The organism is Haloquadratum walsbyi J07HQW2, from assembly GCF_000415985.1.
GTDB classification, from domain to species: domain Archaea; phylum Halobacteriota; class Halobacteria; order Halobacteriales; family Haloferacaceae; genus Haloquadratum; species Haloquadratum walsbyi_B.
Genome location: NZ_KE356561.1, coordinates 2,591,946 through 2,616,184 on the forward strand (window position 1 = coordinate 2,591,946; position 24,239 = coordinate 2,616,184).

The 24,239-nt window shown below is 46.9% G+C and carries 25 protein-coding genes and 1 tRNA gene; 12 read left to right on the forward strand and 14 right to left on the reverse strand.

Features of this window, described 5'->3' with window-relative positions; translation table 11 throughout:
• Positions 1-13: 13 nt before the first annotated feature.
• From J07HQW2_RS12185 to J07HQW2_RS12195, 3 genes are all read right to left on the reverse strand, one after another.
• Positions 14-814, reverse strand: a complete 801-nt coding sequence (locus tag J07HQW2_RS12185) for a translation initiation factor IF-2 subunit alpha (protein WP_021055838.1) — start codon at positions 812-814, stop codon at positions 14-16.
• Between the two features lie 95 nt (positions 815-909).
• On the reverse strand, positions 910-1,137 hold the full coding sequence (locus J07HQW2_RS12190) for a 30S ribosomal protein S27e (RefSeq protein WP_021055839.1): 228 nt from the start codon (positions 1,135-1,137) through the stop codon (positions 910-912).
• Positions 1,138-1,140: 3 nt separating this feature from the next.
• On the reverse strand, positions 1,141-1,422 hold the full coding sequence (locus J07HQW2_RS12195; protein WP_021049973.1) for a 50S ribosomal protein L44e: 282 nt from the start codon (positions 1,420-1,422) through the stop codon (positions 1,141-1,143).
• A gap of 119 nt (positions 1,423-1,541) precedes the next feature.
• On the opposite strand from J07HQW2_RS12195, the gene J07HQW2_RS12200 reads away from it, so the two are divergent.
• Positions 1,542-1,799: an HAH_0734 family protein gene (locus J07HQW2_RS12200; protein WP_021055840.1), complete on the forward strand. Its 258-nt coding sequence runs from the start codon at positions 1,542-1,544 to the stop codon at positions 1,797-1,799.
• Between the two features lie 4 nt (positions 1,800-1,803).
• On the opposite strand, the gene J07HQW2_RS12205 is transcribed toward J07HQW2_RS12200, so the two are convergent.
• Positions 1,804-4,293 (reverse strand): DUF2298 domain-containing protein, encoded by a 2,490-nt coding sequence (locus tag J07HQW2_RS12205; RefSeq protein ID WP_021055841.1) that lies wholly within the window; start codon positions 4,291-4,293, stop codon positions 1,804-1,806.
• Positions 4,294-4,644: 351 nt separating this feature from the next.
• On the opposite strand from J07HQW2_RS12205, the gene J07HQW2_RS12210 reads away from it, so the two are divergent.
• From J07HQW2_RS12210 to J07HQW2_RS12220, 3 genes are all read left to right on the forward strand, one after another.
• The gene (locus tag J07HQW2_RS12210; RefSeq protein WP_048075284.1) at positions 4,645-5,700 is read left to right on the forward strand and encodes a glycosyltransferase family protein; all 1,056 of its coding nucleotides are present in this window, start codon (positions 4,645-4,647) and stop codon (positions 5,698-5,700) included.
• A 2-nt stretch (positions 5,701-5,702) separates the two neighbouring features.
• Positions 5,703-6,158: a GtrA family protein gene (locus tag J07HQW2_RS12215; RefSeq protein ID WP_021055843.1), complete on the forward strand. Its 456-nt coding sequence runs from the start codon at positions 5,703-5,705 to the stop codon at positions 6,156-6,158.
• A 69-nt stretch (positions 6,159-6,227) separates the two neighbouring features.
• Positions 6,228-6,302, forward strand: a tRNA-Met gene (locus tag J07HQW2_RS12220).
• An 88-nt stretch (positions 6,303-6,390) separates the two neighbouring features.
• Here the strand turns inward: J07HQW2_RS12220 and J07HQW2_RS12225 are convergent.
• The 4 genes from J07HQW2_RS12225 to J07HQW2_RS12240 form a co-directional block, all read right to left on the reverse strand.
• The gene (locus tag J07HQW2_RS12225) at positions 6,391-6,801 is read right to left on the reverse strand and encodes a Rieske (2Fe-2S) protein (protein ID WP_021055844.1); all 411 of its coding nucleotides are present in this window, start codon (positions 6,799-6,801) and stop codon (positions 6,391-6,393) included.
• Positions 6,802-6,872: 71 nt separating this feature from the next.
• The gene (locus tag J07HQW2_RS12230) at positions 6,873-7,832 is read right to left on the reverse strand and encodes an aminotransferase class IV (RefSeq protein WP_021055845.1); all 960 of its coding nucleotides are present in this window, start codon (positions 7,830-7,832) and stop codon (positions 6,873-6,875) included.
• A complete protein-coding gene (locus tag J07HQW2_RS12235; protein ID WP_021055846.1) occupies positions 7,793-8,647 on the reverse strand; it encodes a helix-hairpin-helix domain-containing protein in 855 nt (284 codons plus the stop codon). Before J07HQW2_RS12235 ends, J07HQW2_RS12230 begins: the two co-directional genes overlap by 40 nt.
• 341 nt (positions 8,648-8,988) lie before the next feature.
• The gene (locus J07HQW2_RS12240) at positions 8,989-9,807 is read right to left on the reverse strand and encodes a shikimate dehydrogenase (RefSeq protein ID WP_021055847.1); all 819 of its coding nucleotides are present in this window, start codon (positions 9,805-9,807) and stop codon (positions 8,989-8,991) included.
• A 226-nt stretch (positions 9,808-10,033) separates the two neighbouring features.
• Here J07HQW2_RS12240 and J07HQW2_RS12245 point away from each other — a divergent pair, with 226 nt between their 5' ends.
• From J07HQW2_RS12245 to J07HQW2_RS12265, 5 genes are all read left to right on the forward strand, one after another.
• Positions 10,034-11,551: a D-aminoacyl-tRNA deacylase gene (locus J07HQW2_RS12245; protein WP_021055848.1), complete on the forward strand. Its 1,518-nt coding sequence runs from the start codon at positions 10,034-10,036 to the stop codon at positions 11,549-11,551.
• A gap of 255 nt (positions 11,552-11,806) precedes the next feature.
• Positions 11,807-13,138, forward strand: a complete 1,332-nt coding sequence (gene ftsZ, locus J07HQW2_RS12250) for a cell division protein FtsZ (RefSeq protein WP_021055849.1) — start codon at positions 11,807-11,809, stop codon at positions 13,136-13,138.
• Between the two features lie 192 nt (positions 13,139-13,330).
• A complete protein-coding gene (locus J07HQW2_RS12255; RefSeq protein WP_021055850.1) occupies positions 13,331-13,504 on the forward strand; it encodes a protein translocase SEC61 complex subunit gamma in 174 nt (57 codons plus the stop codon).
• Position 13,505: 1 nt separating this feature from the next.
• Positions 13,506-13,958, forward strand: a complete 453-nt coding sequence (locus J07HQW2_RS12260) for a transcription elongation factor Spt5 (RefSeq protein WP_021055851.1) — start codon at positions 13,506-13,508, stop codon at positions 13,956-13,958.
• 316 nt (positions 13,959-14,274) lie between these two features.
• The gene (locus J07HQW2_RS12265) at positions 14,275-15,081 is read left to right on the forward strand and encodes a PHP-associated domain-containing protein (RefSeq protein ID WP_021055852.1); all 807 of its coding nucleotides are present in this window, start codon (positions 14,275-14,277) and stop codon (positions 15,079-15,081) included.
• Between the two features lie 219 nt (positions 15,082-15,300).
• Here the strand turns inward: J07HQW2_RS12265 and J07HQW2_RS12270 are convergent, their stop codons facing one another.
• The gene (locus J07HQW2_RS12270) at positions 15,301-15,921 is read right to left on the reverse strand and encodes a metal-dependent hydrolase (protein ID WP_021055853.1); all 621 of its coding nucleotides are present in this window, start codon (positions 15,919-15,921) and stop codon (positions 15,301-15,303) included.
• A 671-nt stretch (positions 15,922-16,592) separates the two neighbouring features.
• Positions 16,593-17,111: a CinA family protein gene (locus tag J07HQW2_RS12275; RefSeq protein WP_048075286.1), complete on the reverse strand. Its 519-nt coding sequence runs from the start codon at positions 17,109-17,111 to the stop codon at positions 16,593-16,595.
• Between the two features lie 232 nt (positions 17,112-17,343).
• Between J07HQW2_RS12275 and J07HQW2_RS12280 the strand changes: the two genes are divergently transcribed.
• Both J07HQW2_RS12280 and J07HQW2_RS12285 read left to right on the forward strand, forming a co-directional pair.
• Complete coding sequence (locus J07HQW2_RS12280; RefSeq protein ID WP_048075669.1) at positions 17,344-18,465, forward strand: pyridoxal phosphate-dependent aminotransferase; 1,122 nt, start codon at positions 17,344-17,346, stop codon at positions 18,463-18,465.
• Between the two features lie 82 nt (positions 18,466-18,547).
• Positions 18,548-19,792: an ArsA family ATPase gene (locus J07HQW2_RS12285; RefSeq protein WP_048075287.1), complete on the forward strand. Its 1,245-nt coding sequence runs from the start codon at positions 18,548-18,550 to the stop codon at positions 19,790-19,792.
• A gap of 171 nt (positions 19,793-19,963) precedes the next feature.
• Here the strand turns inward: J07HQW2_RS12285 and J07HQW2_RS12290 are convergent, their stop codons facing one another.
• The 4 genes from J07HQW2_RS12290 to J07HQW2_RS12305 all read right to left on the reverse strand — a co-directional run bounded on the left by J07HQW2_RS12290 (position 19,964) and on the right by J07HQW2_RS12305 (position 23,696).
• Positions 19,964-20,821, reverse strand: a complete 858-nt coding sequence (locus J07HQW2_RS12290) for an SDR family oxidoreductase (protein ID WP_021055857.1) — start codon at positions 20,819-20,821, stop codon at positions 19,964-19,966.
• A 74-nt stretch (positions 20,822-20,895) separates the two neighbouring features.
• The gene (locus J07HQW2_RS12295) at positions 20,896-21,750 is read right to left on the reverse strand and encodes an endonuclease V (RefSeq protein ID WP_021055858.1); all 855 of its coding nucleotides are present in this window, start codon (positions 21,748-21,750) and stop codon (positions 20,896-20,898) included.
• A gap of 23 nt (positions 21,751-21,773) precedes the next feature.
• On the reverse strand, positions 21,774-22,715 hold the full coding sequence (locus tag J07HQW2_RS12300; RefSeq protein WP_021055859.1) for a rhomboid family intramembrane serine protease: 942 nt from the start codon (positions 22,713-22,715) through the stop codon (positions 21,774-21,776).
• Between the two features lie 447 nt (positions 22,716-23,162).
• Entirely contained in the window at positions 23,163-23,696 is a 534-nt protein-coding gene (locus J07HQW2_RS12305; RefSeq protein ID WP_021055861.1) for an inorganic diphosphatase, read from the reverse strand.
• A 143-nt stretch (positions 23,697-23,839) separates the two neighbouring features.
• Between J07HQW2_RS12305 and J07HQW2_RS12310 the strand changes: the two genes are divergently transcribed.
• Entirely contained in the window at positions 23,840-24,199 is a 360-nt protein-coding gene (locus J07HQW2_RS12310; protein WP_021055862.1) for a PadR family transcriptional regulator, read from the forward strand.
• Positions 24,200-24,239 lie beyond the last annotated feature (40 nt).

The window sequence follows — 24,239 nt, forward strand, 5'->3', positions numbered from 1 at the left end:
TAGGGTACGTTATCTACTCCTCATCAGAGCGTCGTTCACGATGATATTCTGTAGTTCCACCATCGGTAAGTGCAGTCTGTGCGCGACCAGCAGCCTCCTCAAGCGCACCCTCCGCTGTCTTATAATCCGGAGCTTCAACGCGAATTCGGTATTCTGGCGCCCCAACATAAGTAACGTCTAGGTCAATCTCATCGCCAACGGTCTGTGAGTCACCCTCTGCAGCTTGAAGTGCAGATTGCACCTCATCAACTCCATTACCAACTGGACATTCAAGATCAACGTAGCCAGTGACTGTCACGTACGGAACAGAGACATTTTGACGTGCAGTCTCAACAATTGCAGCAATCTCCTCATTATCGAGTTCAACGCCGTCTAATGCTTCAGTTCCGTGGATCGCTGCCTGCTCGAAGCTTGTATATAGACTTTCAAATTCAGCAAGCAACGCGTTTGCAACAGCAGTGTATCGTTCATCATCGATATCCTCACCGAACGCAATTTCCATCCAGTTATCGGCTTTTTGCTCGTTTTTCCACTCCTGGATTGTTTCTTTACGCTGATGATCATTGACATCTTTTACAGAGAGATCAATCTGTTGTGCACTCTCATCAACCTCAAGTACTTTTGCAACGACCGTCTGCCCTTCACGTACATGATCACGGACATTTTTGATCCATCCGCTTGCGACTTCGCTAATATGACAGAGCCCACGTTTGTCCGCATACTCTTCAAGATCAACAAAGACACCGAAATCTGCAATCTCATCGACTTCCCCGACGACAAGTTCCCCAGACTCAGGCCATCCAGTATACTTCATATCTAAATATAGATGTCTAGGCGTTTATTTGTATTCGTTTTCGTGTCTATCTTCCGTTACAACCGTTTACTTGATTGGATACGGTTTAAGAAAAATTATGAATCTGCGTCAGCGGCGCCATCATCTACACGCGCAATTGCGTTTTCAGCCGAGCGCCGTTCAACGGTCTCAATCACTTCGCCATTGAATTCGGCGTCACCACCTGTCGGTGTTGCGAGCGTTGTCCCACACACGGCACAGTTGACAACGGTTGATGCCTTTCCAAAGATAACTTGCTCATTGTTGCAGTCTGGACACTGCAGTTGATAGAAATTTCCTGCCATTGCTTACTCCTGAAATCGTAGACGACCAGCACGCCATCCTTCTCTCATATGCGCTTTTCCACAGTCTGAGCAGATATATTTCAAATGTGTCTTTTTTGTTGGTTTATCGCCACCAGGAACCTTTGAGAACTTTCCGGCATTTCCAATTGTTGATTTTCCACGACGCGTCTGTCGTGCATTCCATTTCATACCAGTCGAACGACCTGTTCGAACCTTCTCAACTTCATGTTCATGATGAGTATCACAATGTGGACAATATGTGTTGAATCGGCGTGGCATTTCCATAAGTATCTACCTTATCTTTAGAATGCTATCACCAGTTAAAACCCGTTTGGTTCGCTCTGAGCCGGTGCGATTGGATTATCTCCGAAGCCGTTAAGCCCTGAGTTTGCTAACGAGAGAATATGAAGAAACTCATTATTCGGGGAAATCTGGGTATTCACCGCGGGGCAGAACTCAAAGTTGACGGTGAGGAAGTTGTTTGTTTTGCGATTGATAAACAAGGGGATTATCATGGACCTAGTAGACCACAACTGTGGTGCACTGTCGGCACTGAGGACGAACGCGAGACGTTTGAGAAGCGACAATACGTCCCACACTTTCTTGATGTCGTTGCTGTTGATGCAGAAGCGATTACTGTACTTTCTGAACCAGACACATGACACGTCAAGACGAAATCTCTGATTGGTCAACAGCATAAATAGTGACATTCCCCGAGCGATGTGCGACAGACACACAATTCATTGTGAACGATATATCATCATACCGGGCGTGTTCGCTCGGTCCGACCCAAATATAGGTAATATTGTATTTATTGAATAGTGCAATCCGAGTGGATGCGTTTGCGGTATACATTGAGTCGACATCGGCGACACGATCGCGGTAAACAGCCCGTCCACGGTATCCAACTTCATGACTCCACCCGGCGACAGTTGGTACACCCGTGAGGCTTGCAGCTGGGTTGGCATTCCAACTATATGTTGCTCGTGATCGCGAGTCATCATGATATCGCGTTGTTCCAGGCGCTTCCAGTAATATTGGCTGTCCGCGACGGGTATCAACCCAATTAATTGCCTCTGCTTCACTTGGATGTGCCCGATCAACGAATTCAGTTGCATCAAGCGTTGGTCCACCTGGCGGTGGACCCGCAGCGATGTGCCCCCCGACTGCAAGCATCCCATACATACTTGTGCTGATAATAAGACACGCAATTACGATGCTAATTATAATCCGATTTAATGATCTTAGTGAATTGATCGAACGTGATATCGGCGAATCTGTCTGTGTTGTCGCTGCCGATATGTCTGATTTGGCTGATGATTGCTCTACCGTTGACGTTGATGAGTTTGACAATACTGTATTTCGCTGACGCAACCCTGGGATTGCAACGCCCATCGCTGTTGCCCACAGTACCCACACCTGTGCATATGTTTTAAATACTGTGTTCATACGACCCGGACCGGCTTGCTCGTTAAGATAGATGATCTCAACCAGCGTGATCAACCCTGCACCACCAATTATCAACACTGCTTCGTATCCAACTGTCCGCGTTACCCGCGCACCAATCCACGCCGCAATGAGCACCGGCAGTGTAATAATTACCACTGGCAACTCTAGTAACCAAATAAGCCCAGTGAACACTACCACTGCCAGAATCACACCAGCGAATACACGTGTTCTACTCCGAGAATCAGTAGCTACCTCATCGACTATTCGTGTATAGAGATATCCACCGATTCCGACGACAAATGCACCGTGGACAAGAAACAGTCCTGCGATGCTGCTTCGCATCGCCGGTTCAAGAAGCTCAATAGAACGCTGTCCACTCCCGGCTGCTGTATCAAAAAGAAACGGTGCTGCAAACCCTGCTGCGATACCACCACTAACGATCGTAATTCCAATAGTCCACCCAATTCGAGTGCTCTCCTGGTATATTTGACCGACGTAAGAATTAACCGCTGTATCCGTTATTTCGACTATGCCTCTCCGTAGTTTTTGATACCAAGGGAATAGTGTTACTGGCTGAGCGGGTGTGATAAGAATAGCGAGACCACCAACTGCAATGACACTCGGAAAACTCCATGTATTCTGGACTGCCTGCCATGCGGCAGTGAGTGGTATAGCTCCGAACACGAGTGCTTGTCTCCGCCGTCGTTGAGACTCCGGTGTTCGATAATACGCGTATCCAAGCCCAACCGCAAGTAAGAGTGTTTGTGTACTCAGCATATGGGCATGTAAATCGCCGTTTAGCCATGCAAAAAGTGGAAATTCATTTATTGTTCCATCAATAATGCGAGAGGCATCCCAATAGCTGAACGACTGTAATGCAGTATCAATATTCTGTATTGAATCATCTGTCTGTTGTGCGATGACCCCTACAACCTGCTGTTCTAATGACTGTGGCAGTGCAGCAACCACAACTCGAGCGGGCGTCAGCAAGTTTCCGGCAATTCCAACGAAAAAAGCCCCTGCCGTCCCGGCGACTCGACGTGCATGCCCGTTTGTTTCCGCGATTGTGCCACTAATTTCGAAGGCGGCTGTCACAACTGTTGCGTAGTATCCTGCAAGTGCAATGTTATATGCGAACCGAGGCGGTGTCTCAGTTAGCCATGCAAGAAGTGTCGTCGTCAAATGACCACCATAATAATATTTCACTGGTTCCCCAGCGAACCAGAAGTCACTCGGCGGAAGCGATGATGACCGTGATAGCGTCTTCAATAATCCAAAATCAAGGAACTTCTCGCCACCAACTGGAATTACAGCTGGATCAAACGCTCGAATGAGGATGATAAATGCAAATGAGAGTATGAAAACGAGTACAGTATCATAGACAGCCCACCGATTCGGATGTAGTGTTTGAATAAATTGTATCTGCATCTGTGCCCGTCGTTTGCGAAATTCGGTTAGGTCAATTGCAGCAAGTCCGGCAAGTATGCTAAGCAGTACAATGCCAGCAACCAGTGCTGGGAGTCCCCATCCGCCAGGGAGCTGACCAATCCAGTATGCTGGAAGACTTATCAGTAACAATGCTATCGGAATTGCGAGTCCAGCGCCGCGACTCCTCGTCGCTGGGAACAATCGAGCAGCAATCGGGAGTCCCAAAACGAATAATACCGCATAGACGATGAGCCATCGTGCAATGATGAAATACTCCATCAGCTGTGGGATGGATAGTGTGGTTGCATATCAGTGATTGATGTTATCTTGAATATCATTTGTCCTAATCAACACCTTCGCCTAACGTATACTCAATCAGTCGTCAGATGTCAAACAGTATTGCATTTTTGTGTTTCTATCTATCTTTGGCATTCATATTTCATCTGATACGGGGAGACCAACACATCCTAACTCATTGACGATCGCCTTTCCAGCTAAAATCTCTCCTGTCCACACTCATAATTTCGATTACTATATTTAATTTTGATAGCCAGTTTGAGTGATTATTGTCTTTTATTCTGCTTTCGTTTGGAGAACGGGTTCTTTTTTACATCACCGGGGATATTGCACATGATGACTCGCTCTATCGGGATTGTCATCCCGGCTTATCAGCCTGATCCCGAACGTCTCACCTCATATCTTCAACAGCTCGATTCACAGGTGACACCATCACCAGCCGTCCTCCGGATTGAGCTTGATGATCCATCTTCATCATTACTCAATCAACTTTATTCACGACTTTCGAATGTGATATTTACTGCATCTGTTGAAATTGCAATTGCTGACACCCGTCGAGGCAAAGGGGCAGCAATTACTGCTGGATTCGAACGGCTATGTGCGTGCACAAATACAACGGCGAGTTCAACAACAACCACAATTACGAACAGTAGCGATATGAGCGAGAGGATGGATATTGACTCGGGGTCCGGTGAAAGCACAAATGTGACAATCAATATGACAACATCGCCTCCCGCCTCAACTATTGACGTACTCGCATTTGTGGATGCAGATGGCAGCACACCGGCGTCATCTTTTGAGACTGTTTTAGGAGCTATTATTAACGATGACGCCGATGTTGCGGCGGGCTCACGGCGGCATCCATCGGCTGACGTTGCCGCACATCAGACACTTGGTCGAAGATATCTTGGCGATGGTTTCGCATGGCTTGCCCGTCGGTTTCTTGATGAGCAACTATACGATTATCAATGCGGTGCAAAGGCGATAACGACAGATGCATGGCAGGCAGTTCGTTCGCACATATATGCCACTGGATTTGCTTGGGACATCGAGTTGCTTGCAATCAGCAGCGGGCTTGGTTATCATATTGCTGAGGTTCCCGTCTGCTGGAAAGATCAGCCTGGATCCACTGTTTCACCCTTGCGGACAGCACTTCGACTTGGTCGTGCGCTTGTTACAGCCCGACATCGTACACGAGTCCTCGCTCATAATCCAGTTCACCAACTTCTTGCATCAATCGAAACATCATCGCAACCGGTCATTGACTCAGTTGCCACATCTGAGCCAACCAGATTGAGTGAAACAGCAACTGCTGTGAAAATAAATCCTGAGGTGGATGTGAATGTTAATATCGACACAAATGATCAAAATTCGATTGAGGCAGGGTAAGAATGGACTGGAGTCGCGGTATCGTCGATGCGCTTTTTTCTCGCATTCGGTTCGGCAAATTTGTTTCTGTCGGTGCCCTTGGGGCGGTCTTCGATATCATGACGACCACAGCGCTCATCGTCATCTTTGATTTACTTGATGAGTATGCCAAACTTGTCGGAGCAGAGATTGCGATCATCGTCATGTTTGCGGTAAATGAACGATGGACCTTCGCAGATATTGGTTCCCCGGGAGTTCTTCCAACAATCAGTCGGTTTATCCGCTCAAATCTTGTTAGAAGTGGTGGCTTAGCCGTTCAATTTGTTATTGTTCGTGCGCTTCGACAGCTTGAAATTACGATAATCATCGCTGGATTTGACATTTGGCAACTCATTCCGATTCCAATCGCGATTGCAAGTTCACTCGGATTAAATTATATTGCAGAAAGTCTGCTTACATGGCGTGTTATACAATCATAGATCGAGGGCAAACTACCACACAACAGCCGAAACACAATCCTTAACAGGATAGCTGAACTTTTTTTAATTAGCGGGATGGGATAGCCAGGAGATTCCGCCGGGCTCATAACCCGGAGATCGGTAGTTCAAATCTACCTCCCGCTATTTTTTTCAACATTCTATATCCATTCTGTCCGCATCTGTGATTGATACATGGATGTTACACAGAGGATGTCTTTCCGTCAATTGAGTATCAGAACCCAATCTGACTTCCTGAAGAGAGGTCACGGTCCCCGGAAAGCCCCTGCTCAGCCTCGTCCCATGCATCATCCGTGAGATAAACGTCTCCATCGGTGACTGTTATTTCAAAGGTATCTAACACAGCTCCCTCACACGGTCCAAAATCACAGTGTCCGCTCGATTTCTCAAATGTTGCTCCGTGTTTCTGACAGACAACTGTTTCATCACGAATCAGTGCCCCTGATCCTGAATCAAGCCGGACATCACGCCAATGTGGACAGTAGTTCGTGTACGCAACAATTGTATCATCGGAAAGACGTGTCAGAATTCCCTCTGTCGTGTCAAATCCTGCCGAAGCAGTAAACACGAGTGTCTCATCTTCCGATATATTATCACTCGCAGCAATTCGACATGAATTATCCATCTATCGCCTATAAGATATGATTGAATTCAAACTTGGCGGTACCAATCACGTGAGTTTTAGCTAATAGGTTTTCAATTCTTGTTTGCCATTTCGTCAGCCGTACTGTAGTACTGTTCCTCGACGCGTTTTTGAAAAGATTGCTGGAGTAATGAAGTGAGTGGTCCGCTACCGATATCAATCCCATCAACGGTGTCAACTGGTCGAATTTCCCACGTTGTGTTTGTGACAAACGCTTCCTCAGCCTCTCGTAAATCATCAATATCAAACGTACCCTCATTGACTGGGATTTCTTCCTCAGCAGCAATCTCAAGGACAGTTGATCGAGTAATCCCTGGAAGCACTGACCCATCAAGAGCCGGTGTGCAAAGCCCGTTTCCGTCGATAAAAAAGATATTACCAGTTGCACCCTCTGCAAGTTGTCCATCTGTATCAAGCATCACCGCCTCGTCGGCGTCACTCACACGTAATTCTGCTCGTGCAAGGATTCCGTTGAGATAATTGTGCGTCTTTGCATGTGAAGGAAGCGCACGGTCTGAAATCCGCCGTGTCTTTACTGTTTGTAACGTTGCCGGACCGTCCCATACTGGGTCGCTGTTAACACCTCCACGAGACAATGGACTGGTTTGGACGACAACTGTCGGGTCAGTGACTGGGTCGGGATTTAATTTGCCCGGCTGTGCTCCTCGTGTGATTGAGAGCTTGACATACGCCTCATCAAGACCGTTTGCAGCGAGCGTTTCATCGATTCGGTTCTTGAGTGTTGTTCGTGAGAGTCCATGATCAAGTTTAATTGCTGTTGCGGAGTCTGCGAGTCGGTCAGCGTGTGCGTCCCACCGGAATATCTCACCACCATACGCTCGAAGTGTCTCGAAGACACCATCGCCATACATAAACCCCCGATCACGGATGCTTACTGTGGCATCTGCCATTGGAACGAGCTCATCGTTGACGTGTGCGTATGTTGGAGAATCAGACCCAGAGCTATCGCGACTCACTCCGTTTCTCCGTCCGTGTTTACTTGATCGATCCATCGTGTAATGCGAGTCTCAGCGATATCAGCTGTCTCAGCGAGTGTCGTAGGTTCCGAGGCAACAAGATCTGCAACTGAGTCAACACCAGCTTGTGAGAGTCTTTCTGCATACGTCGAACCGATCCCGGTTATACTCTGCACTGATTGCTGGACATTACTGCCAGCATCCGCAGCTTCACTATCGTTCTCCTGTTCAGTCGCTTCGGCTGATACAACCGCTTCTGCGGGCTCTTTCCCGGTTGCTTCATTAATGAGTGATGCTGTTGATGCCGATGCGTCGGTTTCGGTTCCAACCGTATCAGCCGGCGTTTCCTGATCTACTTCGGTGTCTGAGTGGTTTATATTTTCATCACCATTGGCTGTCTCCACTGCCTCTGCAGGCTCTTTCCCAGTCGCATCTTCAATGAGTGACCCTGTCGATGCTGATGCATCGGTATCCGTTGATACAGGATTTTCATCGGTATCCCCAGTGTCATCGGTAGTCTGTGACTTACCATCGAGTTCAGCCCCTTTGATTGTTGCCTCAGTCGATGGATCTGGGTTCAGGTCTGATTCAGATTCTGACTCTGAGTCAGTGTCATATTGAGGCTCTGGAATGATTTCATCACCAGATGCGGACGTCGATACAGACTCCTCGTGTGAGTCTATCCCGGAGTCAGACCCAGAGTTGAGAGTCGAATCTGCCTCTTCATCCGCTGGATCATATTCGACTGAGACTGTTCCACGTGATGACGGTTCTGCTGTTGACTGCTTGTCGGGATCACTGTCGCCAGTTACTGATCGAATTGCGGATAGGATTGATCCAAATATACTCATATGTAGAATATATGTTTGGTATCTATTTAAATAAAATCTAAAATAATTGAAAATTATAATTGCCGTAAAATCCGGTGTACGCTCTTGAGATTAAGTAGTCCCCTCCTCACTCAGCCGTTGATATACCTCTGCTGATGGGAATTCCGTATTTTTAGGTCGGATTCCTTCTTATGGGGTTTGCAAGTATTGATTTTATCAGGCTTTAATTTGGGGTTTGAATCATAACATCTACTCTCAGTGAATGCAACTGTGGTATGAATCCAGTCAGAATCATGAATCCTCTACTGGAACTTTCACCGCACTGAGAAATATAGCAAAGAGTGAGGCGGAATAATTCATATTCACATATCTTCAAGTTCTGCTCTGAGTGCAGTGTTCATCTTCTGAACTGGTGCATCCCGTCCTGTCCAGATCTCGAATGCAACAACACCCTGATACAGAAGCATCCATGCCCCATCAATTGTTGTTGCGCCTGCTGCGACCGCTTCACGAAGTAATCGGGTTTCAATCGGTGTATACACTGCATCAAGCACGACCAATTCTTCATGTAAATACGACTGTGGGACCGGAGTCTTGTTACTTTCTGGTTCCATCCCGACACTCGTTGCATTGAGCAGTATATCTGCATCAGAAATCATATCACGTGTATCAAGCCCGCCAGCAGTTGCTTGCGCACCAATATCTGCAGCAACCGTCTCAGCACGCTCGACAGTTCGATTTGCGATATGGACGTCTGCACCAGCATCAGCGAGCGCAAACGCAGCAGCCCGCCCAGCGCCTCCAGCTCCAACGACGACAGCATCACACCCAGCTATCGTAATATCATGATGCTGAAATGCCCGTTTGACACCTGCGACATCAGTGTTGTGTCCGCGTGGTGTTTCATCGCGATTAAACTCGATTGTATTCACGGCACCAACTTCGCGTGCAATATCACCAGGATTGACGTAACTAACTACATCCTGTTTGAATGGAATCGTGATATTAAGACCGGTGATATCAAGCGCAGTAGCACCGTTGATCGCGGTTTTAAGAGTATCTTCTGTCGGCTCAAACGTTACGTATCGCGCGTCAATCCCTAGTGCATCATATGCCGCCTCATGCATTGGTGGTGACAGTGAGTGTTCGACTGGATTCCCGATTAATCCGTATACATCCATTCTTAACTCTTTTTTCGCTGGTAGTATGAATACAATTTCTGTATCGATATTTCAGCTCACCTCCAAGCTAGTCCGCTCCAATCTTGACCCTAACATAATTCCGAGTGGGTCTCAACACACAATGGGTGATTCAGCGAATCAACGTTGGTCTAAATTGATAACTCGCTCATCGATTTAGTTTGCTTTCATTCGACGAACTTTACTCCATTGTTGTCGAATATATACTGTGATTGGTCTTGTGGTGAGCCGTGCTGATGTCGCCTCTATTACAATCAGTAACCAACTTCATGAACTCGTTGAGTGGGAAACCCACTGTGATACGAATGGTAATGAGTATAAACAATATGATGAATTTGAGATGCGGACCGTTGACGAGTGGCACCTTGATCTTGAGGATGCATCCAGTCTATTCTCAACAACACCACAAGTCATTGCATTTCTCTCACGACACAGTGGCGACACAGGACCTCTCTTAACCACTCACTTTACCGGTAACTTTGGTCCGGCAGAGTATGGTGGAGAACCTGGTTCGTTCGCACAAACTTGTCCAATGATACAGTGGACGTTGACCGAAGCATTTGATCAGCATGCGCCACCTAGATATAATGTTGGGATTGAATGTACACATCACGGACCGACTAGTGTAGGTGCACCGTCACTTTTTGTTGAGCTTGGAAGTAATAAATCGGAATGGAATGATCCCGATGGTGCACGTGCGGTTGCACAAGCTATTCTTGAACTCTCCGATATCCAGGAGTCAACTGATATCAATTCCAACCGGACTGTGATTGGATTTGGTGGTGGACACTACGCACCACGATTTGAGCGTATTATTCGGGAAACAGACTGGGTTGTCGGTCATATCGGTGCTGATTGGGCACTTGATTCAATGGGTACACCAGCAGCTAACCGTGATATCATCGACCATGCGGTAACCGCAACAGATGCAGATGTTGCACTCGTCGCCGATGACCGCCCAGAGCTTACGAGTGTGCTTAAAAAAACCGGTATCCGCGTTGTTGAAGAAACATGGCTTCGTGAGACTACCGGTGTTTCTCCCCCACTGGTCGACGCAGTAGAGAGTGCGCTCGTCCCGATAGCCTCAGGACTTCGTCTCGGTGCCTCTGCAACGGAGTATGACCCTTCGACATCTGATGAATTTGTCATTACTCAGATAGATACGGATATAGACACGGACACAAACACAGATGAAACGAGCCGAGTGCAAGGGTCAGCTAATACTGAGACCGGTGGTAATACCGCTACGGAGGGTGCCGGAAATCAGGATAATAATACGCTAGATACAGTAAATTGGGCTGATATAGACGCAGCAGTACTCTCATTTCCGACAGCACTCATTGAGGCGACCGCTGGGATCGATGCTGAGACAACAACGCAGATTCTCTCTGAGCACACGCTCGCATTTGAAACGACAGAGAGTGGCACAAGACCAACTGGACGTGTTATTATTACTGATCGGCTCTCGGTTGAATCGATTATTCATGAACTGATAGATATTCTTAACTCAAAATATGATCATGTTGAGCGCACCGATGGAACACTCCGCGGGACACGTCAAGTCTTTGACCCCGCAAAGGCAGCAACATTAGATATCCCTGAGGGTCCAGCATTCGGTCGTCTTGCCGCTGGCGAATCGGTGACAGTCGCAGGACGAACTATCAATCCCGAAGCAGTCCATACGACAGAGATCGTCACATTTCCGATCTTTTCCGCTCTATCATAGTTGTCAATCGTCTACTTAAAATATATCCCTTGGAGTTCATGACCTCCGTTGGGCATAATAATAATTCCATATCATATCTTTCCGATATATATTCCGACCTACCATTGAACATATTTATTTGTGATAGACACCCTCTAGCTCAGATTAACATATCCAATCGATTAAACTATTACTAATTTGACTATTAGTGTCAGCCGTCTGTCTGACGCTAAGGGGAAAGATAATTAACCTGTGTTCGGTATGAATGGGTATATTATGGACTCTATCGTCGACGACGCAATAGATGAAGCAGAAAAAACAGGGGGTGGGGATGCCGTCGACGGAGCTGCGGTCATGGACGAGCCCGAATCTGAATCGACTACTAACGCGGGTACAACCGATGACGAGCTCTCACAGAGCGGGACGATGACTGATGAGGAATTACAAGACGTTCTTGAAGATCTCCAGACCGATATCACCGTTGTTGGTTGTGGGGGGGCCGGAGGAAACACCGTTGACCGGATGCAGCAAGAGGGAATCGAAGGAGCAACCCTTGTCGCTGCGAATACTGATGTTCAACATCTTGTTGAGATTGAATCGGATACAAAGATCCTCATGGGTGAACAGAAAACCCAAGGTCGTGGTGCAGGATCACTTCCACAGGTCGGTGAAGAAGCAGCAATTGAATCTCAAGAGGAAATTTACAATTCGATTGAGGGATCAGATATGGTCTTTGTTACTGCTGGTCTTGGAGGCGGCACCGGCACTGGTTCAGCGCCGGTCGTTGCAAAAGCGGCTCGTGAGTCAAATGCTCTCACGATTGCCATTGTAACAACACCATTCACTGCTGAGGGTGAGGTGCGACGGACAAATGCCGAGGCAGGTCTTGAGCGACTTCGTGACGTTGCTGATACTGTGATCGTTGTTCCGAATGACCGGCTCTTGGATGCTGTCGGAAAACTTCCTGTACGACAGGCGTTCAAAGTCTCTGATGAGGTTCTAATGCGTTCTGTGAAAGGAATTACAGAGCTCATTACAAAGCCAGGACTTGTCAATCTCGACTTCGCAGATGTGAAAACAGTCATGCAACGCGGTGGTGTTGCGATGATTGGACTTGGCGAATCCGATGCCGATCTAAAAGCACAGGAATCAGTCAAAAGCGCTCTCCGTTCACCGCTGCTTGATGTTGATATTTCAAGCGCGAACTCAGCACTCGTGAATGTCACCGGTGGGTCAGATATGAGCATTGAAGAGGCTGAAGGCGTTGTCGAAGAGATTCATGATAGGATCCACCCCGATGCGCGAATCATTTGGGGGACATCTGTTGATGAAGAACTTGATGGAGAAATGCGGACAATGATTGTTGTCACCGGTGTTGAATCACCACAGATATATGGTGCGTCTGACACTGCTAAACAACCGAATGCACAATCTGGTGCTGAGGGGGTACGTATTGATACTGACGGTAATGGTCGTGTGAACACGCCTGAAAATGTCGATGCCAATGCAGATGCAGATTCAAATCCAGACACAAATGCAGATAATCCCGACACAACTGCCCAGACTGACGTTCCATTTCCAGATGAGGACGTTAATTTCATCGACTAAGTACCCACATATAAGCGAGTAGAGTTCAGCGTCGACTCTGTTTATGTTTGCCTAATCTGATACAGTGGTTTCATTAGCTGATTCTAGTATACGCCGAGAATATACTCCATAGAACGGTTATAATGAGTGATTGTATTCAGTGACGTTTGTAGAAAGATAGAAAACCCTCGGTCAGATATTTGTTTAGTAAGAATGGACGTCAAAGTTGAGATGAGCAGTTATGTACGGGTACTAAAACTCGCTAGCACCCCTTCATGGAATGAATTCTCTCAGATTGGACTCATTGCTGGTGCGGGAATTGTATTCGTTGGATTTCTTGGATTCCTCATTTTTGCAGTGATGACGCTACTACCTGGAGGTGTTTAAGATGTCAATTTTCGCTGTAAAGACGACTGCAAGTCAAGAACGGACGGTTGCTGATATGATTGCAACCCGCGAAGACCCAGACATACACGCCGTGTTAGCGCCGGATTCGTTGACAAGTTATGTGATGGTCGAATCAGATTCAAATGCAGCCATCTCACGAGTCCTTGAAGAAATCCCACATGCACGAGGATTGGTAAAAAGTGGTGGTCAAGCCGGGAAGTCAACAATAGCAGAAGTTGAGCATTTCCTCTCACCGACACCGGATGTCGAAGGAATTGCTGAGGGTGATATTGTTGAGTTGATTGCTGGACCATTCAAAGGCGAGAAAGCACAAGTCCAACGAATTGATGAGACGAAAGATCAGGTGACCGTTGAACTGTATGAGGCAACTGTCCCAATTCCTGTAACTGTCCGTGGAGACCAGATTCGCGTTCTTGACAGCGACGAGCGATAACGGTACTGCTGGCTTTGACGTCGGTTAGTATCCATAATCACAAGATTATTTAATTAAAATACTATCAGTAGTATTTCTGCAACTGATCGTAACCTCTTTGGAATGAATCGTCTCGGCATAAGATACAACACGCAGCTCAATAGCAGTAGCTTACGTGGATTTCAATTTTATTGTTGTCAGTATCGCTACTGTCAATCAAAATGCCATATGAGACTGAGCGACGACAGATATCCACATAATAAAGACATACAGTTATGACCATGTTGTATATCAGATTCCATACTGAATATACTATATTTGATATTAATCATCCTGAATGATAACTGCTAAGCTCACACCACACGGAGAAAGCCACGTGACTGAGACGGACGCATCGACACGGATCGACCTTCATGTCAAAGTGTTGTCTCATAAGGTCGTCGCCCGTGCAAAGGCACGTGATATTGATATTCTCGTGTACGCACCACACTTTACACGATTCGATGATATCCGCTCACGCGCAGCTCAGTTTTCAGATGAAGAACTCCTCGTCATTCCTGCTCGAGAGATTTTCACCGGGAGTTGGCACACTCGCCGTCACATACTCGGGGTTGGTCTTAATGAGCCTATCCCTGATTTTATTTCACTTACCGGTGCGCTGGATGCTCTTGAGCGACAAGATGCAGCTACACTTATTCCACATCCAGAATTCATGAATGTTAGTCTTAGCGAGTCAGATATTCAAACACATACTGATGCAATCGATGCAATTGAAGTGTACAATTTCAAATCACCGGGGTGGGCAAACACCCGTGGTATATCACTTATTGATGAGACCGATCATCAACCGTTTGGATCTTCATATGCACATCTCCCACGAAGCGTTGGTCGTGTCTGGACGACGTTCGATTGTGTGATTGACTCTGAGGCTGATCTCGTAGAGGCACTCAAATCAGGGGTGTCACGCCGAGTATATCATGAACACGGATTAATGTATACTGCTCATGAACTTATTGAGTTTGCTCATCTTATATATGAAAACTCATGGAAGAAGTTGGATCGACTATTGTTATCAGGAATGGAACCAACACATCCAGGACATATCGCTTATGATGGGCAGTATGATGATGTTGCCGAATACTGAATCGACACGATGATACTACTGTCAGAAACATACATACTGCTCAGCTGAAGGTGACCGGGCAATAGCGCACACATGCAGTTAGGATGATAGAGCTGTATTTCGTACCAATCTGTGTTCGTGTAATACTTTATCGATCCTCACGGGTGTGAGAGGAACTGAGAGAGTCAACTATGTATTGTCTTCTTGAGAATATCAGTATATTGTATATCGCTATCCGAGTTACAGGATATTCAGACATAGCAACAGCACTTGAGACAATGATGTATCGATAAGGGTCTCGTTGATTACAGTCGGCGCAGAGTCGAGGGCGATAATATAGGTATGGATAATAAATAATACAATGAGTTCACCAATAGTCACAGCGAGCGTTACGCCCGTGGTCCAGCGACTGCTCGTCGCAACGCCTGTTGGTATATCATATTCAGTCGCCGAGAGCGGGTAAAAAAGTGCAATTCCACGTTTTGACCCGACAACATCAAGCAAATAATGTGTTGCAACACCAATCCATACAAACTGAAGATTTCCAAATACCGGTGGAAATGACATAAACAGCATCAGAACGGGGAGATTATGTAGCGTTTTTCGGTGACGCCCGAATGCTGTATCGACGTCTGGAAACAACGCTCCAAGAATGATTGGGACTGAGAATGTAAGGACTGATTTGCCGAATTGAACAGCAAAATCAATATGTGTCTGAATTTCTTCACCACCAGCCGATGTCTCAGCAGTGACGCCCGAAATAACGAGCCGTTCGACACCAACTGCGACATCAACTGTTAGAACAACGCCAAGACCAATAGCAAGAAGTGCCGCATTCAGCACATGTCCGTCTTTATTCATCAATCATCTATCTGCGGGCTACTGGTACAAATATTCCGTCTATCATTCAAAGCAGTGTTGTAATCATGCACTAATCGGTACAAGTGTGCGAAGTACCTTGGGGACAAGTCCCAAGCCGAGGCTTCCCTGTGTAGACCGCCCTACACCAGTAAGGGAATTTCATTCCTCCCGAGCTTTTCCTTTTCGGTGAGGAATCGGCTGGAAGTAAACCCGAACACACCGCAGCGTCCGTGTGGGCGTGTGGGAGTGTGGGAGTCGGAGTCGGTCACTGTCTCTCCACCATGACCATGATGACCCGTTGGAACCCCCTCGCACCGCCAGTGGCGGATGTTGAGAGGGGCCACAGTTCCGGACTACCGCAGCCAGCAGTAGATGAAGGTCGGGAATCCGTCTGTGAGATTTCTGACTGTACGTTTATACATCATGTAGCGTCATACCTGTTCATATCGGCTTCACCTCGGGGTCAGATCAAAGCCCCGACCCCAAGGCACTCACCTTGTTTATCTGTCGAAACCCTGTATTATTGATTGTTGGATAGGGCATCCGATTGCGACTGCGATCATCGATTTTTTTAATCGGGATATACAAATCACGTCTCATTGATTTTCGCCGTGTAATAGATGTATCTGATGGGTTTTGTGATTAAGCTGAGTGTTCTGACGCTCAGGCGTTCAGATTTGTTCGTGGATGGATTCAAGTAGCAATTCAAGTGCTCGTCGGGCAATCTGCTCTTTGATTGCTGTCCTCTGCCCATCAAAGACGGTCCGTTCGACGCTTCGATATGACTCGTTGCTACCCCATTCACCTTGATATGCAATACCAACATACGCAGCACCGACCGGTTCAGTATCCGTTTCTCCTGTCGGTCCAGCAATCCCAGTTGTTGCGACACCCCAATCAACACCAGCGGTATCACGAATACCAGCAGCCATTTCACTGGCAACGGACTCCGACACTGCACCATGCTCATCAAGAGCTTCTCGCGAGACACCAAGTGCAGTCAGTTTTGAGTCATACGAGTAAGTGACAACAGAACGATCAAAGTACCCAGACGCGCCTGGAATATCTGTGAGCAATGATCCAATCAATCCACCAGTGCAAGATTCTGCGATAGCAACGGTCGCTTCCGATTCTTCAAGTGCTTCACCGACACGAACCTCAACCGGTGGATCAGTAGCAAAGTCGCGCATCATATTCAGATACGCGGAGGATACCCAAAACGCCCATGATGAATTATCCAGGGAGACAAACAAAAACGTGAAACTCCTCTCTTAGAAATAGGCAGACAGCGTGGAGTCGTTCAGTCTGAGTGTGTGAGAAAATATATTTCTCAAGATACACAGCGATATGAGGACAGCAATTAATTTAGATTCCGTAATAAATTCAGATATAAAAGTAAATATGACTAATACAGATCAAGATATGAATACGCATGATGAACCACTTTTTTTCCAGGTAATGCAGTATGCAAGCGGTGCGAACCGCGATGTTGTTGATATGGTTTCGGGTAATCCTGATTGGGAGCCGCCAGACGCACTTCGTGAGGGACTTCATGAGTATGCCGATTCAGACGCGGCTGATTTCCAGTATGCGCCAAGTGAGGGACTTACTGACCTTCGAGAACGAATCGGTGCTCGCCGTAACATCGATCCTGACAATATCATTATCACCCACGGAGCTGGTGAGGCAAATTATCTTGCAATGGCTCGAGCAGTAGAACGCTCAGATGCTACTGCACCTGAGTTTCTGTTAACGGATCCGGTTTATCCATATTATCCAGGGAGAGCAACGATGCTTGATGCGACAGCAACACATGTTCCTGTTCATGAGGATGGTCATCTTAATATCGATGCAATCCGAGATGCTGCATCACCCGATACTGCAGCAATTGTATTGAACACGCCAAATAACCCAACTGGTGCTGTTTATGATCTGACAACGCTCAGTGATGTGGCAGCTATCGCTGCTGACATTGATGCACTTGTCATTGTTGATGAGGTATATGATCATTTTGATTTCACCGGTGACTTTGAGAGTGCGCTCACGCTCTCATCGCATACCGACCAAATCATCGTTACCTCTGCGTTTTCAAAATCAATGGCAATCACGGGCTTTCGAGTCGGATATGCAGTCTTTCCCACAACGCTTGTTGATGCCGCACAGACCCGGCATATGCTTGTCACCGTCTCCGGAAGCCGTCCGGCTCAGCGAGCTGTTGCTGATGCACTTGAAAAAACGCCTCCATCGTATTACGCGTCTGTCCGCGATACTATCCGCAAACGTATTGATGCATTCACCGATGCGCTTGAAACAGTTGGGGCTGCATACACAGAACCCGAAGGTGCATTCTATGTCATGGCACGATTTGAAGACTTCCCTGGCACGTTAAAGAACGTTGAGCACCTAATTGATAAAGCAGGTGTTGCGGGTATGCCCGGTGAGGCATTCGGCGATGCATATGATGATTGGATTCGATTTTCATTGTGCACTGATCGGATTCCAACCGCTGGGGATCGACTCATTACATTCTTTCAGGATAATTGAATGAGCAGTGTCTATACTCGATAGTTGACACCCTGTTACGTCGACCGAGAAGTACACAAACATGGGTCTCGTCGCGTCTTATATGTCGAGTATCGACGTTGACGCAGTTGATGTAGTCGACGACGACGACAGGACCGAGGCTGATAGCGATAGCGATACAGGTGGGTCGGATCATGACCACACAGTCGATGTTGAGACTGTTGATGATGCAACAACACTTCCGGACAGTGTCGACGACCCTGAGTATGTTCTCTATGGGGGCAAGGGTGGTGTCGGCAAAACAACGATGGCTGCAGCAACTGCAGTAGCCTCTGCAACCGCTGGAACCGATACGCTTGTTGTCTCAACGGACCCGGCACACTCATTATCTGATACATTTGACACCGACGTCCCACCCGAACCTGCTCGGATTCGAGATGACATCCCACTGTATGCGGCTGAAATCGACCCAGATGCGGTCGCTGCTGGTCCATTCGCCGGTGACGTCGGTACCGATGTATCTGGCACTGGCAATATCGGTGGTGGTGGAAGCGCTTCACCAGAATCCGGATTTGATACTGGTCTTGGTGATGATATGGGCGCTGCGGCTGGAGCGCCGTTTGGTGATCTTGATGATATGGATGATATACTAGGTGGACTTATGGGTCCGGGTAGCGGTGCAGGGGCAATGCCTGGTGCAGATGAAGCCGCAGCGATGCAGCAGTTACTTGCATATCTCGATGACCCTCGCTTTGATCGAGTTATTGTCGATACCGCACCAACTGGACACACACTTCGATTACTTGAACTCCCGGAATTGATGGATACAATGCTCGGTCGCATTGCGTCGCTTCGACAGCAATTTTCAGGGATGATGGGGAGCGTCAAAGGGATGTTTGGATTTGGTGATGAACCTGATGCGCAAACAGAAATGGATTTAGATGAACTCCGTGAGCGTATTGAGCGACTTCGATCAGTCCTGCGAGACCCAACACGCACTGACTTTCGTGTTGTAATGATTCCCGAAGAAATGAGCGTTGTTGAGTCCGAACGACTTATTGGTCGATTGGAGGGGTATGAGATTCCTGTTCAAACCCTTATTATCAATCGAGTGATGGAAGACCTCGTTGATGTCACTGAGGTGAATGCAGATGTTGACTCAGAGTGGGTTGTCTCACCGAATCCAACAGACTGCGCGTTCTGTCAACGACGGTGGGATGTTCAACAGACAGCAATTCAACGCGCGACTGATCTGTTTCGTGGACGGGATGTAAAACGGGTCCCATTACTTACCGAGGAAGTTCGTGGATGGAATGCCCTCCGTGTTGTCGCTGCTTGTCTCAATTAATTTTTTATGATGACTTTGACGTTGCTCTATCGATCATACAAATAAAAATTCAAATGTACTCCAAATTGTCCCACGGTCTGTGTTTTTTAGATTGGGATTGAGCGTGAGTCTCATGCTCACTATAATGGGCAGTGATACGATACGAATCGATTGTATATCATAGATGTGCACTCATAGCGAGCGAAGCTTCTGGTACAGTGCATCCCGCCATGCTGACGGGACAAATCGTGCAAGCACACCAATTCGGGCTGTAGTTCCTGGTTGATAGCGTGCCTGCGGACTGGTTGATGATGCAGCATCAAGAATATCTTCAGCAACACGTTCGGCTGATACAGCACCGACTCCTCCACCGCCAACAATCTTAGTATCGGTAAGTAATTCATATAATGACTCATATGCGCCAGATCGATTGATTCCTGCAGTATCATCATCTGTCGCGTCTTCTGCTGTTTCATTTTGAATCTCACGAGCGGCTCGATCAGCGAATTCCGTTTCAACCGGTCCAGGTTCAATAATTACAACATCAATATCATACGGTGCAATCTCATTCCGAAGCGCATCGCTCATCGCCTCTAAGGCGGCTTTTGATCCAGCATAAACACCACCGGTTGGGAATGAAATCTGTCCAGCAACACTGGAGACATTAACAATAGTGCCTGATTCACTTTCACGCATTTGTGGGAGTACTGCCCTCATGAGTCGATGTGGTCCATACACGTTGACATCAAATTGCCGATGTACCTGTGATGTAGGAATATCTTCGATCGGACCAAACTGTCCAAATCCAGCGTTATTCACGAGACATGAGATAGACCCAGCCTCTTCTTCAATTCGATCAACCACACGGTCGATATCATCATCATCAGTGACATCAAGCGTTGCAATCTGACAGCCACGGTCGCCGAGTGTCTCAATATCAGTAGGATTCCGAGCTGTTGCATAGACACGCCAGTCCGCTTCAAGAAACATATTCGCTGCGGCTCGTCCGATTCCAGACGAACACCCAGTAATAAGAACTGTCTGCTGCATGTAGTTATATAACTATTCTAGGCAGTGTTAATTGTACGCGATTTGCCTGCAGATACCCCAACGATATTCTGCTTCTATGTCTCAGTGAACTCAGCGTAATCACGCTTAATTTCATCAGCGTATGCATCCGCTCGACGCGTTGGTTCAGGGAGTTTATATCCATCACAGAGTGCTTCAGTAATCTTGGCTGCTGTCGCAGCTGAAACACGGTGACCAGGACTAACATAAACTGGATTGATTATTTTTCGCGAGTCATATTGTCGTGTTTGAATTGCATGTCCGATTACAGTCTCTGTATCGGCATCTTCAACGCTTTCATCAGCATAGATAGGTGTCTGCCATCCTGCAGACCGTTGTTCTGTATCTGATGCTGGTGTGCCACAAAGGAGGCTTTTAGCAACGCCAATGCTCGGCATATCAAGCATTACTCCAATATGTGTTGCAAGTCCTGCCTGTCGGTAATGCATTCGACCGCTTCCATCAAACATGGCAATATCAGGCTTTTTTGATAGTTCTTCAAATGCAGCAAGAATTGGTCCTCCTTCACGAAAGGATAGCAATCCAGGAATGTATGGAATTGAGAGATCGGTTACCGCTGCAACGCGGTCAACAACCGTTGCTCCTCGAGTAAGAACGATCGCACTGATGACTTCTGAATGGTCTGTGCGAAGTGCCTGATCAATCCCAGCGACAAGTGGTAATGTCTCATCTGTTTGTTGAGTGGATACCTCATCAGCTGGTGATTCGGATTCGGTAGTTTTCTGTGTTGTATCTTCTGAGATCTCCGGTGATTCCCACCGGATCATCTTGGTATCGATAGACAATGCATCCTGCCAACATGCGATGTCAGCAATTCGTCGCTGCAGCTCTTTCATCTCGTCATTACCCATTTGTGGGTCGGGAATGAGTGTTGAATCTGTTGGCCTCATACTAAATCACAGTAATTACACGATCAGAATCGCCGACCAGGACCGCCACCACGACCGCCGCGACCGCCAAGTTGTAATGAATTTGGAACACCAACGCGGTCACGAATATGAACCCCATATGCCAGTCCAATCAGGAGCCCAGCAAGGTGTGCCAGGTGAGCAACATTTCCACCAACAATCCCGCCACCTGCAGCACCGAATCCAGCCACAATACTGAACGCTGCAAACCCGAAGGTTAGAACCCACAGTGGCATTGGAATGATGAAATACAAATATACCTTTAGTTTCGGATTTAATACTGTCAACACTCCGAGAACGCCCATAATCGCTCCTGAGGCACCAACCACACCGGCACCTGTTGGACCTATCGTGAGAAGTGTTGACCCAATCTGTGCAAGTCCTGCGATAATCCCAGCACCAATAAACAGTGCAGTGAATCGTTTCGTATCAATATATCGCTCAACAACTGGACCGAAGAAGTATAATGCAATACTGTTGAACACGATATGTCCAAACCCGCCATGGGCGAAGATTGAGGTGAACCATGTCCAAACGTATCCAACATGGTCCGGGGAGAGCACAAAGATAGCCTCCCACAGTGAACTACCAGGGGCAATATTTCCGCCAACAACTGCTCCCAGTAATGGAAAAATGAAGAACTGAAGTCCAAATGTGATCCACATCAATCCAAGGAACACATAGCTCATATTCTTACGGAAGTACCCGAGCGGACCACCAATATCATCGAGTTTGCTGAGTACTTTGTTTGAGGCTGATTGTCCACCGGGATTGTTTACTGAATCATCGAATCCGCTATCGAAGACGCCAGCAGGATCATCCCAGCCGCCGAGCCCTGGACAGTCATGATTTTCAGGTAGCCGATGTTCCGCACAAAACGTGCTCCCGCATCGTTGGCACTGATACGGGAGGTTCTCGTGCTTCCCGCAATCATCGCAGGTAGCCATTATCAATACTACTTGCGGCGGAATTAAAAGCAGTTCCCTTGGATCTATTGCGACCAGATATTAGACGGGTATCTCATGATCTGACGGCTATGCTCAGGTGCACATTCGTCGTGTCACTGCATCAAATAATACCTGATCCACTCAAGCGACTATGTGATTGATCTGATTGAGTAATACAATTATTGAGTTGACGTTTCTAACCCAGATGTATGATTATCTGTATCTTTGCTGGCATCTGAATCAGTATCTATTAGCTTTGAATTTTGGTAGTCTCCAGGAATAACGGTGGGATGCGCAACGCCGAATTCGGGCTTCTCAACATTCATTATCATACATTACTTACTCAGTAGTCAAAAGATTACCCATGCGCATATTGCATATTGACTCCACCACATATTACTCACATGTCTATCCGACGTTGTGTACGTATCTGTCGCCTATTATCAATTAAATGACTTGCTCCTCATACAGCTCCATTGCGTGTTCAATCGCATTCTTCGCTGCATCAGCATCTTCCCACCCAAGTGTCTCAGTCTGCTTATTCGATTCAAGATTCTTATATGTCTCAAAGAATTCAGCAATTTCAGCCGTTGTCTGATCGGTAAGGTCGTCAAGATCCTCAACATGATCATATCGAGGATCCTCAGTTGGGACTGCAATGACTTTATCATCCTTCTCACCATCGTCATCCATCCGCATCAGCGCCACTGGGCGTGCTTCAATAACACATCCAGGGAATGTTTGATCCTCAACGAGCACCATAATGTCGAAGGGATCATTATCATCATAGTATGTTTGTGGAAGGAACCCATAGTCCGAGGGGTAGTGCACATTTGAATGTAATACACGATCGAGCACAACGCCTGGGACATCTTTATCATATTCGTACTTATTTCGTTCACCTTTCAAACATTCAACAACAGCATGAACAACGTTGGGAGCATCCGGTCCTGTTTCCAGATCTGTCCAAAGATTCGACATACAAGTGACCTTATTGATTAGACAAAAAATCCTTTCGCATCCGCTCTGAAGACTGTTTTGACATACTCCGCAATTAATGGATATGTTTTCTGATAGTACGAATGTATAAAAGATTAAATACTTACACTACTTCATCTATTTGTATGTCAGAGGCACAATCAATCACAGATATCTCTTCATCTGTACGTGAGCTTACGGCTTTTCAACAAAACATCTTGGTTATTCTTTCAGAAGAACCAATGTATGGGCTTGCAATAAAACGAGATCTTGAGTCATATTATGGGACTGAAGTAAATCATGGACGACTATATCCTAATCTTGATGATCTTGTTGAGTCTGGTCTCGTCACAAAGAGCGAACTTGACAAACGGACAAATCAGTATGAACTCACAGATGACGGATATGACGCTGTTCTTGACCGTCTTGGATGGATCTTCTCGAAGTTCGTTACGGATGAATCTCGGGCAAATCGACTTCTCGATCTCGTCGAAGAAGAACTGTAAGTCTGTACAACAGGCTAAAATAATCACTGGTAGGCTTCGG